The sequence below is a fragment of the Acinetobacter sp. TGL-Y2 genome, from assembly GCF_001612555.1.
Taxonomy (GTDB): domain Bacteria; phylum Pseudomonadota; class Gammaproteobacteria; order Pseudomonadales; family Moraxellaceae; genus Acinetobacter.
The window spans coordinates 1119874-1135952 of the sequence record NZ_CP015110.1 but is presented as its reverse complement, the minus strand read 5'-3'; the positions used below and the strand labels follow the sequence as shown (position 1 = coordinate 1135952).

Below are 16079 nucleotides of genomic sequence, written 5' to 3'. Positions count from 1 at the left end.
TAACGTAGCTATTTAAATTAGCGACCTAAAATACCGCGAGCCACAATCTCTTTCATAATTTCATTGGTGCCGCCGTAAATACGTTGTATGCGCGCATCTACAAAGAAACGAGAAATTGGATATTCCGTCATGTAGCCGTAGCCACCAAACAGCTGTAGCAGGTTATCGGCAATCTTCATCTGCATGTCAGTACTGAAGCTTTTTAATGCCGCAGCAGTTTCTACATCTAACTTGCCTTGCATGTAAAGTTCTACATTTCGCTCATAAAAAGCAGCCGTTGCGAGCTCGTCAATTTTGGCTTGGGCTAAGACAAAACGGGTATTTTGGAAGTTTCCAATGGCTTGACCAAAAGCTTGGCGCTCTTTGACATATGCTGCGGTCACATCAATCGAACCTCGAATCGCACCAATCGCAGTTGCAGCAATCGCTGTACGCTCACGTGGGAGTTCTTGCATTAAATAAGCAAAGCCTTGACCCGGCTGACCCAACAATTGATCTTTAGGCACTTTGACATTGTCAAAGAAAAGCTCCGAAGTATCTTGTGAGTGCAGACCAATTTTTTCAAGATTGGTGCCCTTTTTGAATCCGTCTAAATGCGTATCTGTCAAAATTAAAGATACGCCTTTGGCACGTGCTTGCGGATCAGTTTTTACCGCAAGTACCACAAGGTCAGCATGTTGACCATTGGAGATAAAGGTTTTAGAGCCGTTTAAAACATAATGATCGCCTTGCAAAATTGCACTGGTACGCATGGCTTGTAAATCTGAACCAGCACCCGGCTCAGTCATGCCAATTGCACCGACCACTTCACCTGAAACCATTTTCGGCAACCAATATTGCTTCTGTTCTTCTGAGGCAATATGCAAAATATAAGGCGCTGCGATTTCGGAGTGGCATGAAATTCCGGTTGAAATTGCGCTATACCCTGCCCGTGCAGACTCTTCAACCAACATCAATGAATAATGAGTCGGTACGCCATAACCGCCGTATTCTTCTGGAACATCGACACAGAGAAAACCATTTTCACCCAGTTGATTCCACAGTGATCTTGGGTATAGCCCTTCACGCTCCCACTGCTCATAAAAAGGCGCCACATGTTCCTTCATAAAACGCTTGAAGTTATCACGAAATAATTCTAAATCAGCATCATAAGCCAACATCTATTCATTCCTTGTCTGGTCTAGTCTGGTCTTGTTCTTTTGCATCAATTCAGTGTACAGATACAAAAGTCTTTTGTTGTTGTATTAAATTTATCTATTGGCATCCTAATCATTTTTATGGTCAGTGTCATGCGCAATGCTGAAGCAAAGGCTGGTTATTTGAGTCAATCTCGTCACGCTGAGCTTTAAAATCGCCAGAAACGCTAAAATAGAATGAGACAGCCTAAAACTGGGCATAGGATTCACAGCGTTTATGACCTAGTATAGATTGAATGCAATATTGATATTGAAAAATTAATCATGAACCAAAAACGTAATCTCTACCGAGATCTTGAACACCCTTTTGCACAATATGTTCGGATTGTGGGTAAAGGTAAAAATGGTTCAAGATCTCTTAGCTACCAAGAAGCCTACGATGCTTTTACTTTAATTCTTCAAAATGAAGTGCTCGATGTGCAATTGGGCGCATTTTTGATGCTACTTCGCGTGAAAGAAGAATCGGTGGATGAGCTGAGTGGTTTTGTTCAAGCCACACGTGATCAGCTTAAGTTTAAAGCGCTGGATGTAGATTTGGATTGGTCATCCTATGCAGGCAAGCGTAAGCATTATCCGTGGTTTTTACTGGCAGCACTGACCCTTGCGCAAAACGGTTATAAAATTGTAATGCATGGCGCCTCTGGTCATACCTTGAACCGTGTTTATACCGAACAAGTTTTAGAGTACTTAGGCTATTCTATTGCTCAAAATGAAGATGATGTCGCTCGACATCTTCAATCTCAAAATTTTGCTTATATACCCTTAGCGTGCATTTCACCCATCTTGAGTGATTTAATTGATTTAAGAAATGTGATGGGACTGCGCTCTCCAATTCATACGCTTGCAAGACTAATCAATCCTTTTAATGCCAAAGCGACTTTACAAGCGATTTTCCATCCGGCTTATCGCGGATCACATCAACAAACCGCATTTCAATTGGGCTATCAAAATAGTGCTGTCATTAAGGGTGAAGGCGGTGAATTTGAGCGCAATCCAGACGCGAAAACTTTAATCTGCGGTATTAAACATGGTGAATTGTATGAGCTGGAACTCCCAAAGTTAACAGCAGATCGTAGTCCTATTGAGGAAGAACTTGACCTCACGACCTTTAAAGCGGTTTGGGAAGCTAAGCAGTCACATGAATATGGCGAAGTGGCTGTCGTTGAAACCATGGCGATTGCGCTTTACAGCATGAATGCTTTTGATACCTTTGCAGAAGCCCAAGCCAAAGCGAAAGTGTTTTGGGAGAATCGTTCAGCTTCAAATGAGAGATAAACGTCTTAACAGCTAAAAACTCACTTTTAGATCGTTTATTTCCAAAGTATAGTATTAAATTCATTTCTCAAAAAAATCAGTTAAAAAAAGACACCGCCGTGTCTTTTTTTAACTTTAATTCAGCAATGTATTACACAAAACGAATCGGCTGGAATTCAGGCTCAGGTACGTGAGAATCGCATTCATCACCTTCGTCCTTATGACCTTTGTCAATATAACCTGAACGTTCATTTTCAGGTAAATTCTGCGCTTCCCATGCAATCACAGCTTGCATAGAAATTTGACGTTGTTCTTTGGTGAGTACAACACCATTGGGCCATTTACCAATCTCAACCGCTGTCTTTAAACGCGCGACAATATCGGCATCTAAGATAGAAAGCATTTGTTCAATATTCATGGTCAATCCTGTTGTTGAAATGATTCAAAATCTTGATTCCAGCCAAGCTTGGTACGGCATGCCATATAAAAATCATAGCCTGGTGGATGTAATAGCATTAACTTAAAAGGATGTTTGCGAATGTGCAACCAATCCCCTTCATTCAGTGAAATACTGTGTTGACCATCAGCACTGACCATCGGTAACACGCGATTTTCACAAATTTGGATTTTAATTTCACTCTGGCCACCGACCACAATCGGTCGAGAGGATAAGGTATGCGGATGCATCGGTACAAGGACAATCGCATCCATACTCGGATGCAGAATTGGGCCACCACCCGAAAGTGCATAAGCGGTTGAACCTGTTGGCGTGGAGACAATTAAACCATCACTATGCTGACGGTAGACGTACTGACCGTCGATGTGCAAATCAAATTCGATCATATGCACCGACTTACCCGAATGCAGCACCACGTCATTCAATGCAATGGCATCATAAATCAGCTCATTCTTACTGCGAACTTCAATTTCAAGTAGAAAACGGCGGTCTAACTGAAACTCACCTTTTAAGACTTGATCGAGTTTAAACAGCACTTCAGTCGGTTTGATATCGGTTAAAAAACCTAAACGCCCTCGGTTCACGCCTATGACAGGCGTGTTGTATTTCACTAAGGAGCGCGCTGCATGTAATAAAGAACCATCACCACCCACCACAATCACCAAATCCACCACTTCACCCAATAAAGCACGGCTCACAGTTTGCGTATTTTTATAAGGCACGAGTTTGGCAGTTTCTGCGTCAAAAACTGGATGTAAACCTAAGCTGATAATATGATCATGAATCAGACTTAAGGTTTCCACGACCGATGATTTATCTGGTCGTCCAATGAGTCCAATATTTCGAAAGGTCTTGGCTGAAAGTTGCACGTATGCCGCGGCTCCAGAAGAATGAGGGAATATCATAACATTAACAGATGCAATCTGACATCTGACAGATCTGTTTCAAATGAGCTTAATCTGTTCAGTCACCCTACCCTTAAAGTATAAATGAACGAGATGCTTTCACTTACTTTGAAGCATAGTGGCTTGCTTCTCAAGCATTAATTTCGGCTTTTTAATTGCTTATTTTCACAGTTTAATTATTGCAAAAAAATGAAAAGCTTCGCATGATGAGCCAAACTAATTCGAGTTATGCTCTTAATCTATGAAGTCTGAACGTGGTATTGGCTTAATTGCGCTCCTTTTTTCTGTGCTGATCATTGCGGCATTTGTCATTTTTAGTATCTATCTTATTCGTATAGATAATGTCATTCGTGACAAATTTGAAGGCAACCGCTGGGATATTCCAGCTAAAGTATTTGCCCGTCCTTTAGAAGTGTATGCCAATGCACCGATTGATCAGGCGGATTTCCAAAAAGAATTGGGTTTACTCGGCTATAAAAATTCTGAAAATTACACCAAACCCGGCAACTTTTTGGTTCAAGACAATACCGTTTTTGTGCATACCCGTGGGTTCGACTTCGGTGATAGCGTTGAACCTGAACAAATTTTGCAAGTGGCATTTACAGATGCACAGGTTTCTGAAATTAAGGCAACCAAACCTTCCAGTACAGGCATTGCTCGTTTAGAACCCATGCTGATTGGGGGTATTTATCCGCAGCACAATGAAGATCGTGTACTGATTAAACTCAATAAAGTCCCAAAACCACTGATTCAGGCTTTGATTGCCACTGAAGATCGTAATTTTTATCACCATCACGGGGTTTCTGTGCGTGGTACAGCCCGTGCGGTGGTAAGTAATATCACGGGGGGTAAACGCCAAGGGGGTTCAACTTTAACCCAGCAATTGGTGAAAAACTTCTATTTAACGCCTGAACGTACCCTAAAACGTAAAGTTAATGAAGCCTTTATGGCGTTTTTGCTTGAGCTGCATTATGACAAAGATGAGATTTTAGAGGCTTACTTAAATGAAGTGAATCTAGGACAAAACGGCAACTATTCTATCAATGGTTATGGTTTGGCTTCACAGTTTTACTTTGGTTTGCCGCTGCGTGAACTGAGTATTGCTCAGCAAGCGTTCTTGGTTGGTTTGGTTCAAGGACCTAGTCTATATAATCCTTGGCGTAACCCTGAAAGCGCTAAAAAACGTCGCAATATTGTGTTAAACAATATGTTGGTTATGGGCTATTTGACCCAAGATCAGTATGATACCGAATCTGCAAAACCTTTAAATGTGATTAGCAAGCCGACCATTGGCCCTGCTCGCTTTCCGGACTTTTTGGACATTGTCCGTCGTCAGCTTAAAGCCGAGTATCAAGAAGGGGATCTGACCAATCAAGGTCTACGTATTTTCACCACTTTAGATCCGATTGCACAAACCAAAATTCAAACTTCTTTTATTGATACGGTTTCACGTATTTCTAAGGCCAACCCTGCACGTTTGAAAAACTTGCAAGGCGCAGTATTAGTCTCTCACCCTGAAAACGGTGAATTGATTGCAGCAGTCGGTTCAACGGCTGACTTTACCGGTTTTAACCGCGCGATTGATGCCAAACGTCAAGTCGGCTCATTACTCAAACCTGCGATTTACCTCAGTGCATTAGAATCTGGTCGCTACAATTGGGCAAGCGTGGTAGAAGACAGTCCGATCAGTATTCCCGTCGATGGGAACAAATCATGGACGCCTAAAAACTATAGCGGAAGTGGTTATGGTTATGTACCAATGGTACAAGCACTTGCCAATTCATATAACCTATCTGCTGTGCGTTTAGGACAAGAATTCGGACTCTCCAGTTTCAGTAATAATTTGTCTAAATTTGGAGTCACTTCCAATATTCCAAGCTACCCGTCTATTTTCTTGGGTGCTGTGGATATGTCACCCATGGAAGTGCTGAGTATTTACGGTAACTTTGCAACAGGTGGTTTTAAATATCCAAATAAATCGATTCGTTCGGTGGTGGATTCAAATGGTCGAGCACTCGATCGCTATAGTTTGAATGTACAACAAACCATTGACCCTTCAGCAGCTTACTTGCTGAACTATGGTTTACAACGTGTAATGACTGCCGGTACAGGCAAAGCTGCATATAACAGCCTACCCACCAGTTTGAATTTGGCAGGAAAATCAGGCACCACCAATGACACACGTGACTCATGGTTTGCAGGTTACTCTGGAAACAATCTGGCTGTGGTATGGCTGGGTCTAGATGACAATAAAGTGACTGGGCTGACAGGTACATCCGGTGCACTGCCCGTTTGGATTAACGTGATGAAGCAACTACGCCAAAAGCCAGTCAATTTGCGCCAACCAGATAATGTCCAGTGGCAGTGGCTTGATGTAAGCAGCGGTGAACTCTCTGCGCAAGGCTGTGAAGGCGCGCTGTATATTCCGCTGCTGCGTCATACCATTCCTAAACGTGCAACGGCGTGTGGCCTGCCGCATTATCAAGTCGAACCCACTTACAGTCCTGATACGCAAACTGTTCCTGAAACCAATCCATCTGAAGATAGTATTGAAAACTACATTCGAGAAAGTGAAAGTGAAATGGAACAAGAATTATCCAATTCCAATAGCCGTGTGATTTCGAGTGGCAGTTTTCAACCTTAAATTAAAGTGTTTAATTCGTGATACGTACACGTTCCAGATACGTACATGTTTGAAAATAGGTATAGCGTATGACAGGGTCTAAATTAGGGTTTAAATCAGGCTTTTTATCATTGTGTCTGGTCTCAGGGGGTAGTATCTCTTTGGTGGGTTGTCAGTCCACTTCCGTTCAAAAGCCGACGCAAACGCAAAACTTGCCTAAAACAGAAAGCGTACCTCAGGTTAAAACTCCTGAGGGGATTAAAATTACCCCTTATGAACGTCCTGAGATTAAACGCGAACAATTGCAAGTCGTAATACCACCACAGCAACAAACCCAGCAAAAATTTGATGATGGTCGTCAGTTGCCTGCATTTAAACAACTAATGCAACAGACTCAAACAGCATTTAAGCAAGGCAAATGGAATGAAGCTGAACAAGCTGCAATGCATGCTCAGCGCCTTGCGCCGCAATCTGCAGAAACTTATATGTATTTGGCAATGATTTCAAATCATAAAAATCAAGCCAGCAATGCAGAGTCCTTAGCTAGAAGAGGACTCAGTTATGCACAAACCAATAGCATGAAGCGTCAACTGTGGCAGATTATTTTAAAATCAGCACAGTTGCAAAAAAATGCGAAAACCATTCAAGAAGCACAGGCGCGTATACAAGCTTTATAATCAAAAAAATCTCTTCTGAAGAGATTTTTTTTGGATTAAAACTGCCGAATGCCGGCGACCCCATATGCCCCGTATTGCTCTGCGAGCTTTAAATCTGAAGGGCTTAAACCACCAAGTGCAAAAACAGGCACCTCAGCGATTAAACAAAGCTGTACAAACTGCTCCCAGCCCAAAGGCCTAGCATCTGCATGAGTCGCTGTCGTGTGAACTGGACTCAACATCATGGCATCACAGCCGATGTTTCGCGCTTGTTCAACTGAAAGCGTATCATGACACGATGCGATGCTGCGAATTCCTAAAGGCAATGCCCCCGCATTGAGACGCATTAATTGGTCATGCTTAATCTGTACTGCCGCCAGATGCTGTTGAACCGATGTATCGAGCGCTTGCCACAGTTCAATGTTAACGATTAGCTGATTGAGGTTTGAGGCTGGAAGCGCATTGATTACTTGTATGAGATCAGTCGTTGGCGCTGCTCTTAAATACATCCATGTGTCATGATTCAAGCCTTCTAGATCATTTATATCTGCTGAAATTTTAAGATATTTAGACCAGTTTAGACGTTGAATGATGCGGTCATTGGCCTTGGGGAACGCCAGATCCTTTAATTCTGCTCGGTTGTACCATGTCCATGGGTGTTGAATTTCATTCAATTGCGCAAGCGAAAGCATGCTGTGAAAAATATGTAAATGCACATGGAGGTCATCATATTCATATCGAATCACATCAAATGGATGCCATCTGGTGATATCGATGCCGACTTCTTCACGTATTTCACGGCGACAAGCTTCCACAGGCAATTCAGCATGTTCGACTTTACCGCCTGGAAATTCATATTTATTGCCTTGATGTTGCGTTCCTTTGCGCCATCCGACCAGTACTTTATTTCGATGTAAGATCAATGCAATCGCAACATTTACAATGGGTTTATTCATGCGCTTCAGCTTTTACAAGTTTATCCAAGTGTAAGCAAATATGGTTTTTTTATAAATGAGTAAAATTATCGTTGACAGCTCTATTCGATAATGATTATCATTTAAATCGTTCAACACATACCACGGAGTCGAAGGAATGAACGCACCATTTAGCTTATTTACCCGTAATAATGAAACACATCCATCACTTCCAATGCTACATTCCAACAACTTATTTGCCTTGGGCCGTGAAATTCGCATTATGCATGCAGGAGAAGAATATCGTTTACGTTTAACCCGTAACAACCGCCTCATTCTGACCAAATAAAATAACAATAATTCACAACAATAATCGTGGAAAAAAGCAGTATGAATCAGCGCATACTGCTTTTTTAATGCTCGTTTAACGCTTAGCTTTATTTTAAATCTGGTCTAAATTTTGATGGGTAGCATGAGCATTTAAGCATGCACTTCAATCCTTATATCTTTAAATTTAATACAGACGTCTTGATGAACAATGAAATAAACAAGCGATTGATTAAAAATATTCAGGCTGTACAGGCAAAGCAACATCAACCTTTAAACCGCCCAAATTTGAGGCTGAAAACTCAATCTTGCCGCCATGTAATTGGATGATTTTTTTGCAAATCGAAAGCCCCAAACCTGAACCTTGAGTTTTGGTGCCCAGTTCTCGATAAAAGCGCTCTCCTAACCGTTTTAACACCGCATCACTTAAGCCCTGCCCCGCATTTTCTATCTTAAAATGCACACTAGAGTTTTGCGGATTTAACTCCATCTTAATTATTCCGCCTGGTTCGGAATAGCGAATGGCATTGTCGACCAGATTGCGTATACAGATCAAAATCAGTTCTTTATTTGCTTCAAGACTGACATTTTTAAGCTCAAGCTGATAATCAATCTGCTTTTGCAAAGCATAAGGGTGCAGTATGTTAAGCACCGCTTCTACAACAGCATCCATCTGCACCGTTTGGCGCGGAAGCTGTTTGGCATCGGATGGATCTAAACGTGCAAGCAGAAGTAAATTTTCGAGCACATTACTGCCTCGGCTGACATCCGCCTGAATTTGCTTAAAGCCTTGGCTTAAAGCGGGATCGATCTCCCCATATTTTCGGTTTAACAGTTGCAAGCGCATCTGAATCGCGGACAGCGGCGAGCGTAATTCATGCGAGGCATCCGAAGTAAAGCGCTGCTCTGCCAGTAAAGATTGCTCTAAACGACTGAGCATCTGATTAATTTGCATCACCATCGGTTGTAATTCTTGAAGTTCAGGCTGTGGCTGTTGAATAGGACTTAAGTCTGCGGCATTTTTCTCAGAAATGTCTGTTGAGAGTTTTAGTAAAGATCTAAATTGGCGTTTAATTGCAAAGTGCACAATTCCCCATTGTAATAACCACAAAATACTCAGTATGCCCAAATACCCCAAGCTACTCATTGCAAGCTCTTGAAAACGCGCCAGCATCGGTTGATACATGGTCAACGTTTGATCATCTTCAAGAGCTTGATAACGCCTTAAAAGCTGTCCATCTAACCAGACCAATGCAAACTGCTCATGATCATACAGGACTGTTTCAGCTTGACCTGCATAGCTTTCAAAATGATCTGTTTCTGTTAGCAACTGATGAGGCAATTTCAGCTGATAATCGATATCAAACTGCTCACTGAGTTCATCTAAATCTGCACCAGAAGCTTGGCGCTGACCTACGCTAATATCTGAGCTGAGCAAAATTTCAGAAATCTCATCCATCATTTGATCATGCAATTGCATGGTTTGATAAAATGAAAGACCAATTAAAAGTGCCAGCGCAATTAGCCCTGCAAGCATCGAACTGAACATGGATGATTGCACTAATTTTTTTTGTAATGACACGTTTTTTGGCTGATCTGACATCGATAACTGTCTCAAGTGAGCTAGAGATTTTTGCTAGGAAAATGGTTTTATCAACATCACTAAATATCTATTTTAATGAAGATGCTTGATTCATACGATAACCGAGTCCACGAATGGTTTTAATCAATTCACTGCCAATTTTTTTGCGCAATTGATAAATATACACTTCAATTGCATTGCTTTCGATTTCATCTCCCCATGCATACAGGGATTCTTCAAGTTGCTCTCGTGTCACCACATGCTCAGGTTTCTGCATCAATTTATATAAAATCTGATATTCCTTAGCGGTCAAGTTCACAGTCTTTTGATCTTGCGTCACCACTTTAGCCTGAGTGTCTAAATTTAAATTTGCATAGTGAATTTGATGTGAAGCCTGCTGTTGTTTCTGCCTCAGTTGACTGCGAACACGCGCGGATAACTCCTCTAAACTAAAAGGTTTAATCAAATAGTCATTGGCACCCAAATCCAGACCTTGCACACGGTCATGAATACTGTCTTGTGCCGTGATAAAAATCACGGGAGTTTCGATATTATTTTTACGTAGCACCTGCAATATTTCATCACCTGTGGCTTTGGGTAAACCACGATCCAGTAAAATACAGTCATATTGATGCTGTTCTATCGCATGTATAGCATAATCGCCACGATCGACCCAATCGACATTATAGCCATCGAGCGCTAACCACGATTGAATGCTTTCTGCTTGAGAAGCGTCATCTTCAGCCAATAATATTCGCATCACTTTCTCATTTTTTAATCACTAGATTATAGATCGGTACTTTTAAATAGCATGCCTGAAAAAACCTCTTTTGAACAATCAATCTCTATAAAAAAACCACATCATGACAATGTGGTTTTTTTTTGATCTTCACGCATCTCTGGATTTAAATTCATGCGTCAGTCAAGAATGAGCTAGACCTTAGAATTGCACAGCGTCCACATCAATTTCGATACGTTTCGCAGGTTTATAATCGATATCGACTTCGCCTGTAATCACCACCGGTGTTTTTGCAGAAATAGCCTTTCCATTCCATAACTCATCATCAATATCGACATTAATACTGCCTGTGTGGTCACGGAATTGGTACTTCTCATCACCCGTGGCTTTTACAATGTAGCCTTTTAACTGTACTTTACTGTCATCTTTGAGCGTTAACGCCTGTTTCACAGTTGTAGTCGACACAGCGGTAATGGCACTTTTATTTACTGCGGTATCGGCTACAGCAAATGTGGTTGCAGTGACCAGTGTTGCGGCAATTAAAGCTTGATTGAATACGTTCATGTGATCACCTTCATCTTTAGTTTCGTGTTTTCGATAGATACATTAAACCAAACCAAGATGAGGTGAATCTTAAGAAATGATCATTTTAAAAGTTATGGCAGTTTATTTTCAAACTGTATATTCCACCCCATTGCTTATTTCACCCCATTGCTTATTTCACCGCATGTCCAGATTAATTTAAAGGCACGACCCGAAGCACTTCTTCTAAAGTAGTTACTCCGTCTATGACTTTACGCGCACCCGCAATGCGTAAAGGCTCAACGCCCTCTTTTTTGGCTTGGGCACGAAGTTCATCTAAATTGGCATGCGCACTGATTTTCTGCTTTGCTTCTAAACTTACTGGCATAAATTCATAAATGCCGACACGTCCTTTGTAGCCGGTGTGTCTGCACACATCACAACCTTTGGCATGATAGACCTGTTCGGGCATCTCCATAATATAATCAAAGGTTAGATGTTCCCACTCTTGCGCGTTAATATTGGATTTTTCTTTACAGTGTGTACACAGCTGACGCACCAAACGCTGCGCCAATACCCCTAAAATAGTTGCGGCACTTAGAAAAGGCTGAACGCCCAGATCATGTAACCGCGTCAGGCTTGAAGGAGCATCATTGGTATGCAAGGTCGATAGCACCAGATGCCCAGTAAGCGCCGCTTGAATCGCCATATTGGCAGTGTCGTGATCTCGAATCTCACCGACCATAATAATATCAGGGTCTTGACGCATTAAAGCGCGGACACCATCAGCAAACCCGAGTTCAATGCCTGGGTTGACCTGCATTTGGTTAAAACTCGGCTCTAACATCTCAATTGGATCTTCGATGGTACAGACATTGACCTGCTCTGTAGCAAGCTGTTTCAGTGAAGAATACAGTGTGGTTGTTTTACCAGAGCCTGTTGGACCCGTCACCAAAATAATGCCGTGGCTATGCTGAGTTAAGCTGTGCCATTGATCCAATAAACGCTCATCGAAACCCAGTTGTTGGAAACTGCGTACCAATACTTCAGGGTCGAAAATACGCATGACCAACTTTTCACCAAATGCCGTAGGCAAAGTCGATAAGCGTAGTTCAGTTTCAACGCCTTTGGGTGTCCGGGTTTTTAATCGCCCATCCTGCGGGCGGCGCTTTTCTGCGACATTCATCCGACCTAAAATTTTAATGCGGGAAATCACCGCAGTGAGCGTATTGGCAGGCATATTATAAATGGTATGCAACACCCCATCGATACGAAAGCGAACTTTGCCTTTTTCTTTGCGTGGTTCAAGATGAATATCACTTGCACCCTGCTCAAAAGCAAACTGTAAAACCCAATCGACCAATTTCACAATGTGTTGATCATTGGCATCGGGGTTCTGTGCATCTCCCAACTGTAACAGTGCTTCTACATTTTTACTCTGTGCATCATAGGCACTGGTTTTCTGTGATGAGTTTACTGCACGACTGACTTGATAATATTCAACAATATAGCGTTTTAACTGCTCAGGACTGAGCAATACTTTCACAATTTTCTTGGGACTTAAACTCTGTTGCAGGTTATGTAGCCAATCACTCAAATAAGGCTGATCTGTTCCAATCAAAACTTGATCGTGTTGCACTTCAACGGCCAAGATATTATTTTTAACTGCAAATTCTTGTGACATGACTTGGGTAAGTGCCGCCACATCTGCTTTCAAGGGATCAATCACATACCAAGGCATATCTGCTTTAATCGCCAGCCACTGACATAAAGCCGTCAGCGTTAAACGACTCTGCGGCGCCGCATGGTCACTTAGATTAAAGTGTGAAATCCACTGTAAAGGATGCCATTTTAATTGTTCCCGTTGACGATGCGTGGTTTGCACCAAAAGTTTATCGCGCTCTGAGATTCGTCCGTCTTTTAATAATTGTTCCAAGCACCATGTGGTATCAATTTCAAAATTAAAGTTCATTCTTTTTAGCCCCAAAATTTGACTCGACTATAGCAAATTCGGGTCATGATTCACTTTAATCGAATTAAAATAATTCAACCCAAAGTCCTGTATATTTTATAAGTACTGCGCTTTAAATATGCTACTCAACATCGAAATAGATCATGTTTAAATCTAAGAATAGATAAACGCGACCAGAGAAATACTCAACCCATTTTAAGCGTAAATCTTTAAAGTGTTTTGCCCGAAATCCAAGTATTAGGTATATCCAAACACCAGGTTAGCATAATCACTCAATGTTAAAAAAACACTTGATCTACATGACCTTTTAAATCGAGCATCTATGCTTAAGCTAAACGATATTCAGGATTTCCACGCCCTCTTCATCGACCTTAAATTTAACTTCAATTCCTGCAAAGTTCATACCGTAAATTCGCTCTGCATCGGCTTGATATGCAGGTCTTGGATCTAAAGACAACACAGCTTCTAGCTCAGCCACATGCTGTTGGGTTATTTTCTGCTGACGAAGTAGATCTTGTTTAATCTGTTCGGCCTCGAATGACCATCGCACAGCTTTCATCTCAGGCTCATCCTGAGCATAACCACTTTGAGCACCTTGAACCGCATCTGAATACTGGATATACGGTTTAATATCTAAAATGGGTGTACCATTTAACAGATCACTCCCCGTCACATAAACTCGAAGCGATTTACCGACTTTTTCTAGTTTATTGAATTGAACCACAGACAATCCAATTGGTGAAGGTCGATACATACTCCGTGTGGCAAACACGCCGATTTTTTGATTACCCCCCAAACGAGGTGGACGCACTTGCGGACGAAATTTGTCTGAGTCTGATTGGTTCTTATTGTCATGAAACTGCCAGATCAACCAAAGATGACTAAATTCTTCGATCCCTTCAAATGCCAATAAATCATTATACGGTTCCGACATTTCAACATAGGATTCCACCTGTACCAAATTCGGCTGACGAGGAATCCCAAATTTCTCCAAATAAGGAGATTGCATATAACCAATAATGGGCATTTTCACTTCAATCATAATCACTTTTTCTGATAAGTTCAATTCAATATATTCAGTTTATCGAGAATGATTTTAGATTAGAATAGTAAGCTGTTCTAATTTGATAATTTATTGAGACCTTTAATGGCTGCTTTCAACGTCGAAAAGATTACTCACGTTCACCACTGGAATGACACGTTATTCAGTTTTAAAACCACCCGAGACACGGCGTTACGTTTTAAAAATGGTCAATTTGTGATGATTGGCTTGGAAGTCAATGGTAAGCCTTTAATGCGCGCGTATTCAATCGCGAGTGCCAACTACGAGGAAGAGTTAGAGTTTTTCTCAATTAAAGTGCCTGATGGTCCTTTAACCTCTATTTTGCAAAAAGTAAAAGTAGGCGATGAACTTTTAGTCTCTAAAAAACCGACAGGTACTTTGGTTCTTGACGACCTAAACCCGGGTAAAAACTTATATCTTTTATCGTCAGGTACCGGTCTTGCCCCTTTCTTATCAACCATTCGTGATCCAGAGACCTATGAGCGCTTTGAGAAAGTGATTGTGGTTCATGGTACGCGCTTTATTTCTGAATTGGCTTATCAAGATTTGATTTTAAATGAGTTACCAAGCCATGAGTTTTTTGAAGAATTGGGCATCAAAGAAAAATTAATTTACTACCCAACTGTGACTCGTGAAGAATATCCAAACCGAGGGCGCGTAACCACAGCGATTGAAACTGGCGAAATTTTTGAGAAAATTGGCCTACCACGTTTTAATCCAGAAACAGATCGCGCAATGCTTTGTGGTAGTCCAGCCTTCTTAAAAGATGTCGTGGCGCTTCTAGATCAACATGGTTTAAAAGAATCTCCGAAAATGGGTGTTCTAGGTGACTATGTGGTTGAACGAGCATTCGTTGAAAAATAAAATAGACAGATTTTAATTTCAATCAAAAAAACCGAAGCATCTGCTTCGGTTTTTTTATAAGTTCAAACTAATATTTTTTAATACTTAAATAATCATAAAAAATAGTGATTTAGTTTTGTCTTTTGGTATAAAAATCATTTAAAAAATTCAATATAGATATTGCTTCTTGCCTTAAATCCCTTATACTTTCACAAAATATAGACAGATCTGTCTACATTTTATGAAACTACAACATGACTTGTGACATTCAGAGGGAAAAATAAATCTGAGAAGACGTCCAAAGTTTAATTCTTATCAGCACAGCGCGATTACTCCAAATAATCGCGCTTTTTTTGGCGCTTACATCATTAATCGAAATTGGGGTTAAAGCATGACTTAATAAATTGATCAAGATATGGATTAAAACGTAGACTGTTCTTTAAACATGTATTTACAGCCAATTAAACCCGTTCCAACTGGGTCAATGTTTCAACACGCTTCCAATAATCCTCTAAATGGACTTGCTGAGCATCCATTTATGCCTGAATGGTCATTCCATCTAAAATACAGGATAAAAAGCAGCCAGCTGATCTGCTTGTTTGATGCCTAGCTGATGCAGTGCATGACTAAGCTTACATTGATTGCAACCATACTTTATATTCAAATGTAGGCTGTAAAGACGAGGGATAACTTTTGAAATTTCTTCTACGGCTTTTTGGAACATGCACACATTGAAATCTTCTGTTCGAAACCAAGCATCGTACCAAGTAAAAATCAGTTTAATAAGCGAAAAATAATCCTGAGGATCATACTCCGATAATGCAGCATCTAATGACGCCTGCAAATGCTGATTTTAAATCACGAGGCATGCTTCAATTAATTTTGTTTTAGATGGAAAATATTTATAAAAGGTCATTTTAGCGACATTGGATTCGCTAATAATTCGGTCAATTCCGATTGAATTATACCTATAAGCATTGAATAGATTCAGTACAACGTTGATGATGTCTTGCTTCTTTAACATTT

At 40.9% G+C, this 16079-nt stretch carries 14 protein-coding genes and 1 pseudogene; 5 read left to right on the top strand and 10 right to left on the bottom strand.

The window, feature by feature from the left end:
• Positions 1-17: 17 nt before the first annotated feature.
• Positions 18-1160 (bottom strand): acyl-CoA dehydrogenase family protein, encoded by a 1143-nt coding sequence (locus AMD27_RS05265; RefSeq protein ID WP_067657305.1) that lies wholly within the window; start codon positions 1158-1160, stop codon positions 18-20.
• A 300-nt stretch (positions 1161-1460) separates the two neighbouring features.
• Here AMD27_RS05265 and AMD27_RS05260 point away from each other — a divergent pair, with 300 nt between their 5' ends.
• Positions 1461-2471, top strand: a complete 1011-nt coding sequence (locus AMD27_RS05260; protein ID WP_067657302.1) for a glycosyl transferase family protein — start codon at positions 1461-1463, stop codon at positions 2469-2471.
• A gap of 130 nt (positions 2472-2601) precedes the next feature.
• Here the strand turns inward: AMD27_RS05260 and AMD27_RS05255 are convergent, their stop codons facing one another.
• Positions 2602-2868 carry a YeaC family protein gene (locus tag AMD27_RS05255; RefSeq protein WP_067657297.1) on the bottom strand — a complete coding sequence of 89 codons (267 nt, stop codon included), beginning with the start codon at positions 2866-2868 and terminating at the stop codon, positions 2602-2604.
• Between the two features lie 2 nt (positions 2869-2870).
• Positions 2871-3812, bottom strand: coding sequence for an NAD(+) kinase (locus AMD27_RS05250; protein WP_067657294.1), 942 nt, complete (start codon positions 3810-3812; stop codon positions 2871-2873).
• A 241-nt stretch (positions 3813-4053) separates the two neighbouring features.
• Between AMD27_RS05250 and mrcB the strand changes: the two genes are divergently transcribed.
• Both mrcB and AMD27_RS05240 read left to right on the top strand, forming a co-directional pair.
• Positions 4054-6456 carry a penicillin-binding protein 1B gene (gene mrcB / locus AMD27_RS05245; RefSeq protein WP_067657291.1) on the top strand — a complete coding sequence of 801 codons (2403 nt, stop codon included), beginning with the start codon at positions 4054-4056 and terminating at the stop codon, positions 6454-6456.
• Positions 6457-6524: 68 nt separating this feature from the next.
• The gene (locus AMD27_RS05240; RefSeq protein WP_067657288.1) at positions 6525-7112 is read left to right on the top strand and encodes a hypothetical protein; all 588 of its coding nucleotides are present in this window, start codon (positions 6525-6527) and stop codon (positions 7110-7112) included.
• 35 nt (positions 7113-7147) lie between these two features.
• Here AMD27_RS05240 and AMD27_RS05235 read toward each other — a convergent pair whose 3' ends face one another.
• Positions 7148-8047 carry an NUDIX domain-containing protein gene (locus AMD27_RS05235; RefSeq protein WP_067657286.1) on the bottom strand — a complete coding sequence of 300 codons (900 nt, stop codon included), beginning with the start codon at positions 8045-8047 and terminating at the stop codon, positions 7148-7150.
• A 136-nt stretch (positions 8048-8183) separates the two neighbouring features.
• Here AMD27_RS05235 and hemP point away from each other — a divergent pair, with 136 nt between their 5' ends.
• Complete coding sequence (gene hemP, locus AMD27_RS05230; RefSeq protein ID WP_067657283.1) at positions 8184-8354, top strand: hemin uptake protein HemP; 171 nt, start codon at positions 8184-8186, stop codon at positions 8352-8354.
• A 210-nt stretch (positions 8355-8564) separates the two neighbouring features.
• Here hemP and AMD27_RS05225 read toward each other — a convergent pair whose 3' ends face one another.
• From AMD27_RS05225 to tsaA, 5 genes are all read right to left on the bottom strand, one after another.
• Positions 8565-9881: a sensor histidine kinase gene (locus tag AMD27_RS05225; protein ID WP_228140716.1), complete on the bottom strand. Its 1317-nt coding sequence runs from the start codon at positions 9879-9881 to the stop codon at positions 8565-8567.
• A 121-nt stretch (positions 9882-10002) separates the two neighbouring features.
• On the bottom strand, positions 10003-10674 hold the full coding sequence (locus AMD27_RS05220; RefSeq protein ID WP_067657278.1) for a response regulator transcription factor: 672 nt from the start codon (positions 10672-10674) through the stop codon (positions 10003-10005).
• Between the two features lie 180 nt (positions 10675-10854).
• Entirely contained in the window at positions 10855-11217 is a 363-nt protein-coding gene (locus tag AMD27_RS05215; RefSeq protein WP_067657275.1) for a NirD/YgiW/YdeI family stress tolerance protein, read from the bottom strand.
• 172 nt (positions 11218-11389) lie between these two features.
• Positions 11390-13147, bottom strand: a complete 1758-nt coding sequence (locus tag AMD27_RS05210) for a GspE/PulE family protein (RefSeq protein ID WP_067657272.1) — start codon at positions 13145-13147, stop codon at positions 11390-11392.
• Between the two features lie 331 nt (positions 13148-13478).
• The gene (tsaA, locus tag AMD27_RS05205) at positions 13479-14189 is read right to left on the bottom strand and encodes a tRNA (N6-threonylcarbamoyladenosine(37)-N6)-methyltransferase TrmO (protein ID WP_067657268.1); all 711 of its coding nucleotides are present in this window, start codon (positions 14187-14189) and stop codon (positions 13479-13481) included.
• A gap of 105 nt (positions 14190-14294) precedes the next feature.
• Here tsaA and AMD27_RS05200 point away from each other — a divergent pair, with 105 nt between their 5' ends.
• Positions 14295-15074, top strand: a complete 780-nt coding sequence (locus AMD27_RS05200) for a ferredoxin--NADP reductase (protein WP_067657265.1) — start codon at positions 14295-14297, stop codon at positions 15072-15074.
• 440 nt (positions 15075-15514) lie between these two features.
• Here the strand turns inward: AMD27_RS05200 and AMD27_RS05195 are convergent.
• Positions 15515-16077 (bottom strand): annotated as a pseudogene (locus AMD27_RS05195) (TetR/AcrR family transcriptional regulator).
• Positions 16078-16079 lie beyond the last annotated feature (2 nt).

Excerpts from the sequence above, each read along its gene's own strand:
- AMD27_RS05265 (WP_067657305.1), bottom strand. The coding sequence starts at position 1,160 with ATGTTGGCTTATGATGCTGATTTAGAATTATTTCGTGATAACTTCAAG.
- AMD27_RS05235 (WP_067657286.1), bottom strand. The coding sequence starts at position 8,047 with ATGAATAAACCCATTGTAAATGTTGCGATTGCATTGATCTTACATCGA.
- mrcB (WP_067657291.1), top strand. The coding sequence starts at position 4,054 with ATGAAGTCTGAACGTGGTATTGGCTTAATTGCGCTCCTTTTTTCTGTG.
- AMD27_RS05250 (WP_067657294.1), bottom strand. The coding sequence starts at position 3,812 with ATGATATTCCCTCATTCTTCTGGAGCCGCGGCATACGTGCAACTTTCA.
- AMD27_RS05200 (WP_067657265.1), top strand. The coding sequence starts at position 14,295 with ATGGCTGCTTTCAACGTCGAAAAGATTACTCACGTTCACCACTGGAAT.
- AMD27_RS05225 (WP_228140716.1), bottom strand. The coding sequence starts at position 9,881 with ATGTTCAGTTCGATGCTTGCAGGGCTAATTGCGCTGGCACTTTTAATT.
- AMD27_RS05220 (WP_067657278.1), bottom strand. The coding sequence starts at position 10,674 with ATGCGAATATTATTGGCTGAAGATGACGCTTCTCAAGCAGAAAGCATT.
- AMD27_RS05255 (WP_067657297.1), bottom strand. The coding sequence starts at position 2,868 with ATGAATATTGAACAAATGCTTTCTATCTTAGATGCCGATATTGTCGCG.
- AMD27_RS05210 (WP_067657272.1), bottom strand. The coding sequence starts at position 13,147 with ATGAACTTTAATTTTGAAATTGATACCACATGGTGCTTGGAACAATTA.
- AMD27_RS05240 (WP_067657288.1), top strand. The coding sequence starts at position 6,525 with ATGACAGGGTCTAAATTAGGGTTTAAATCAGGCTTTTTATCATTGTGT.
- AMD27_RS05215 (WP_067657275.1), bottom strand. The coding sequence starts at position 11,217 with ATGAACGTATTCAATCAAGCTTTAATTGCCGCAACACTGGTCACTGCA.
- hemP (WP_067657283.1), top strand. The coding sequence starts at position 8,184 with ATGAACGCACCATTTAGCTTATTTACCCGTAATAATGAAACACATCCA.
- tsaA (WP_067657268.1), bottom strand. The coding sequence starts at position 14,189 with ATGATTGAAGTGAAAATGCCCATTATTGGTTATATGCAATCTCCTTAT.
- AMD27_RS05260 (WP_067657302.1), top strand. The coding sequence starts at position 1,461 with ATGAACCAAAAACGTAATCTCTACCGAGATCTTGAACACCCTTTTGCA.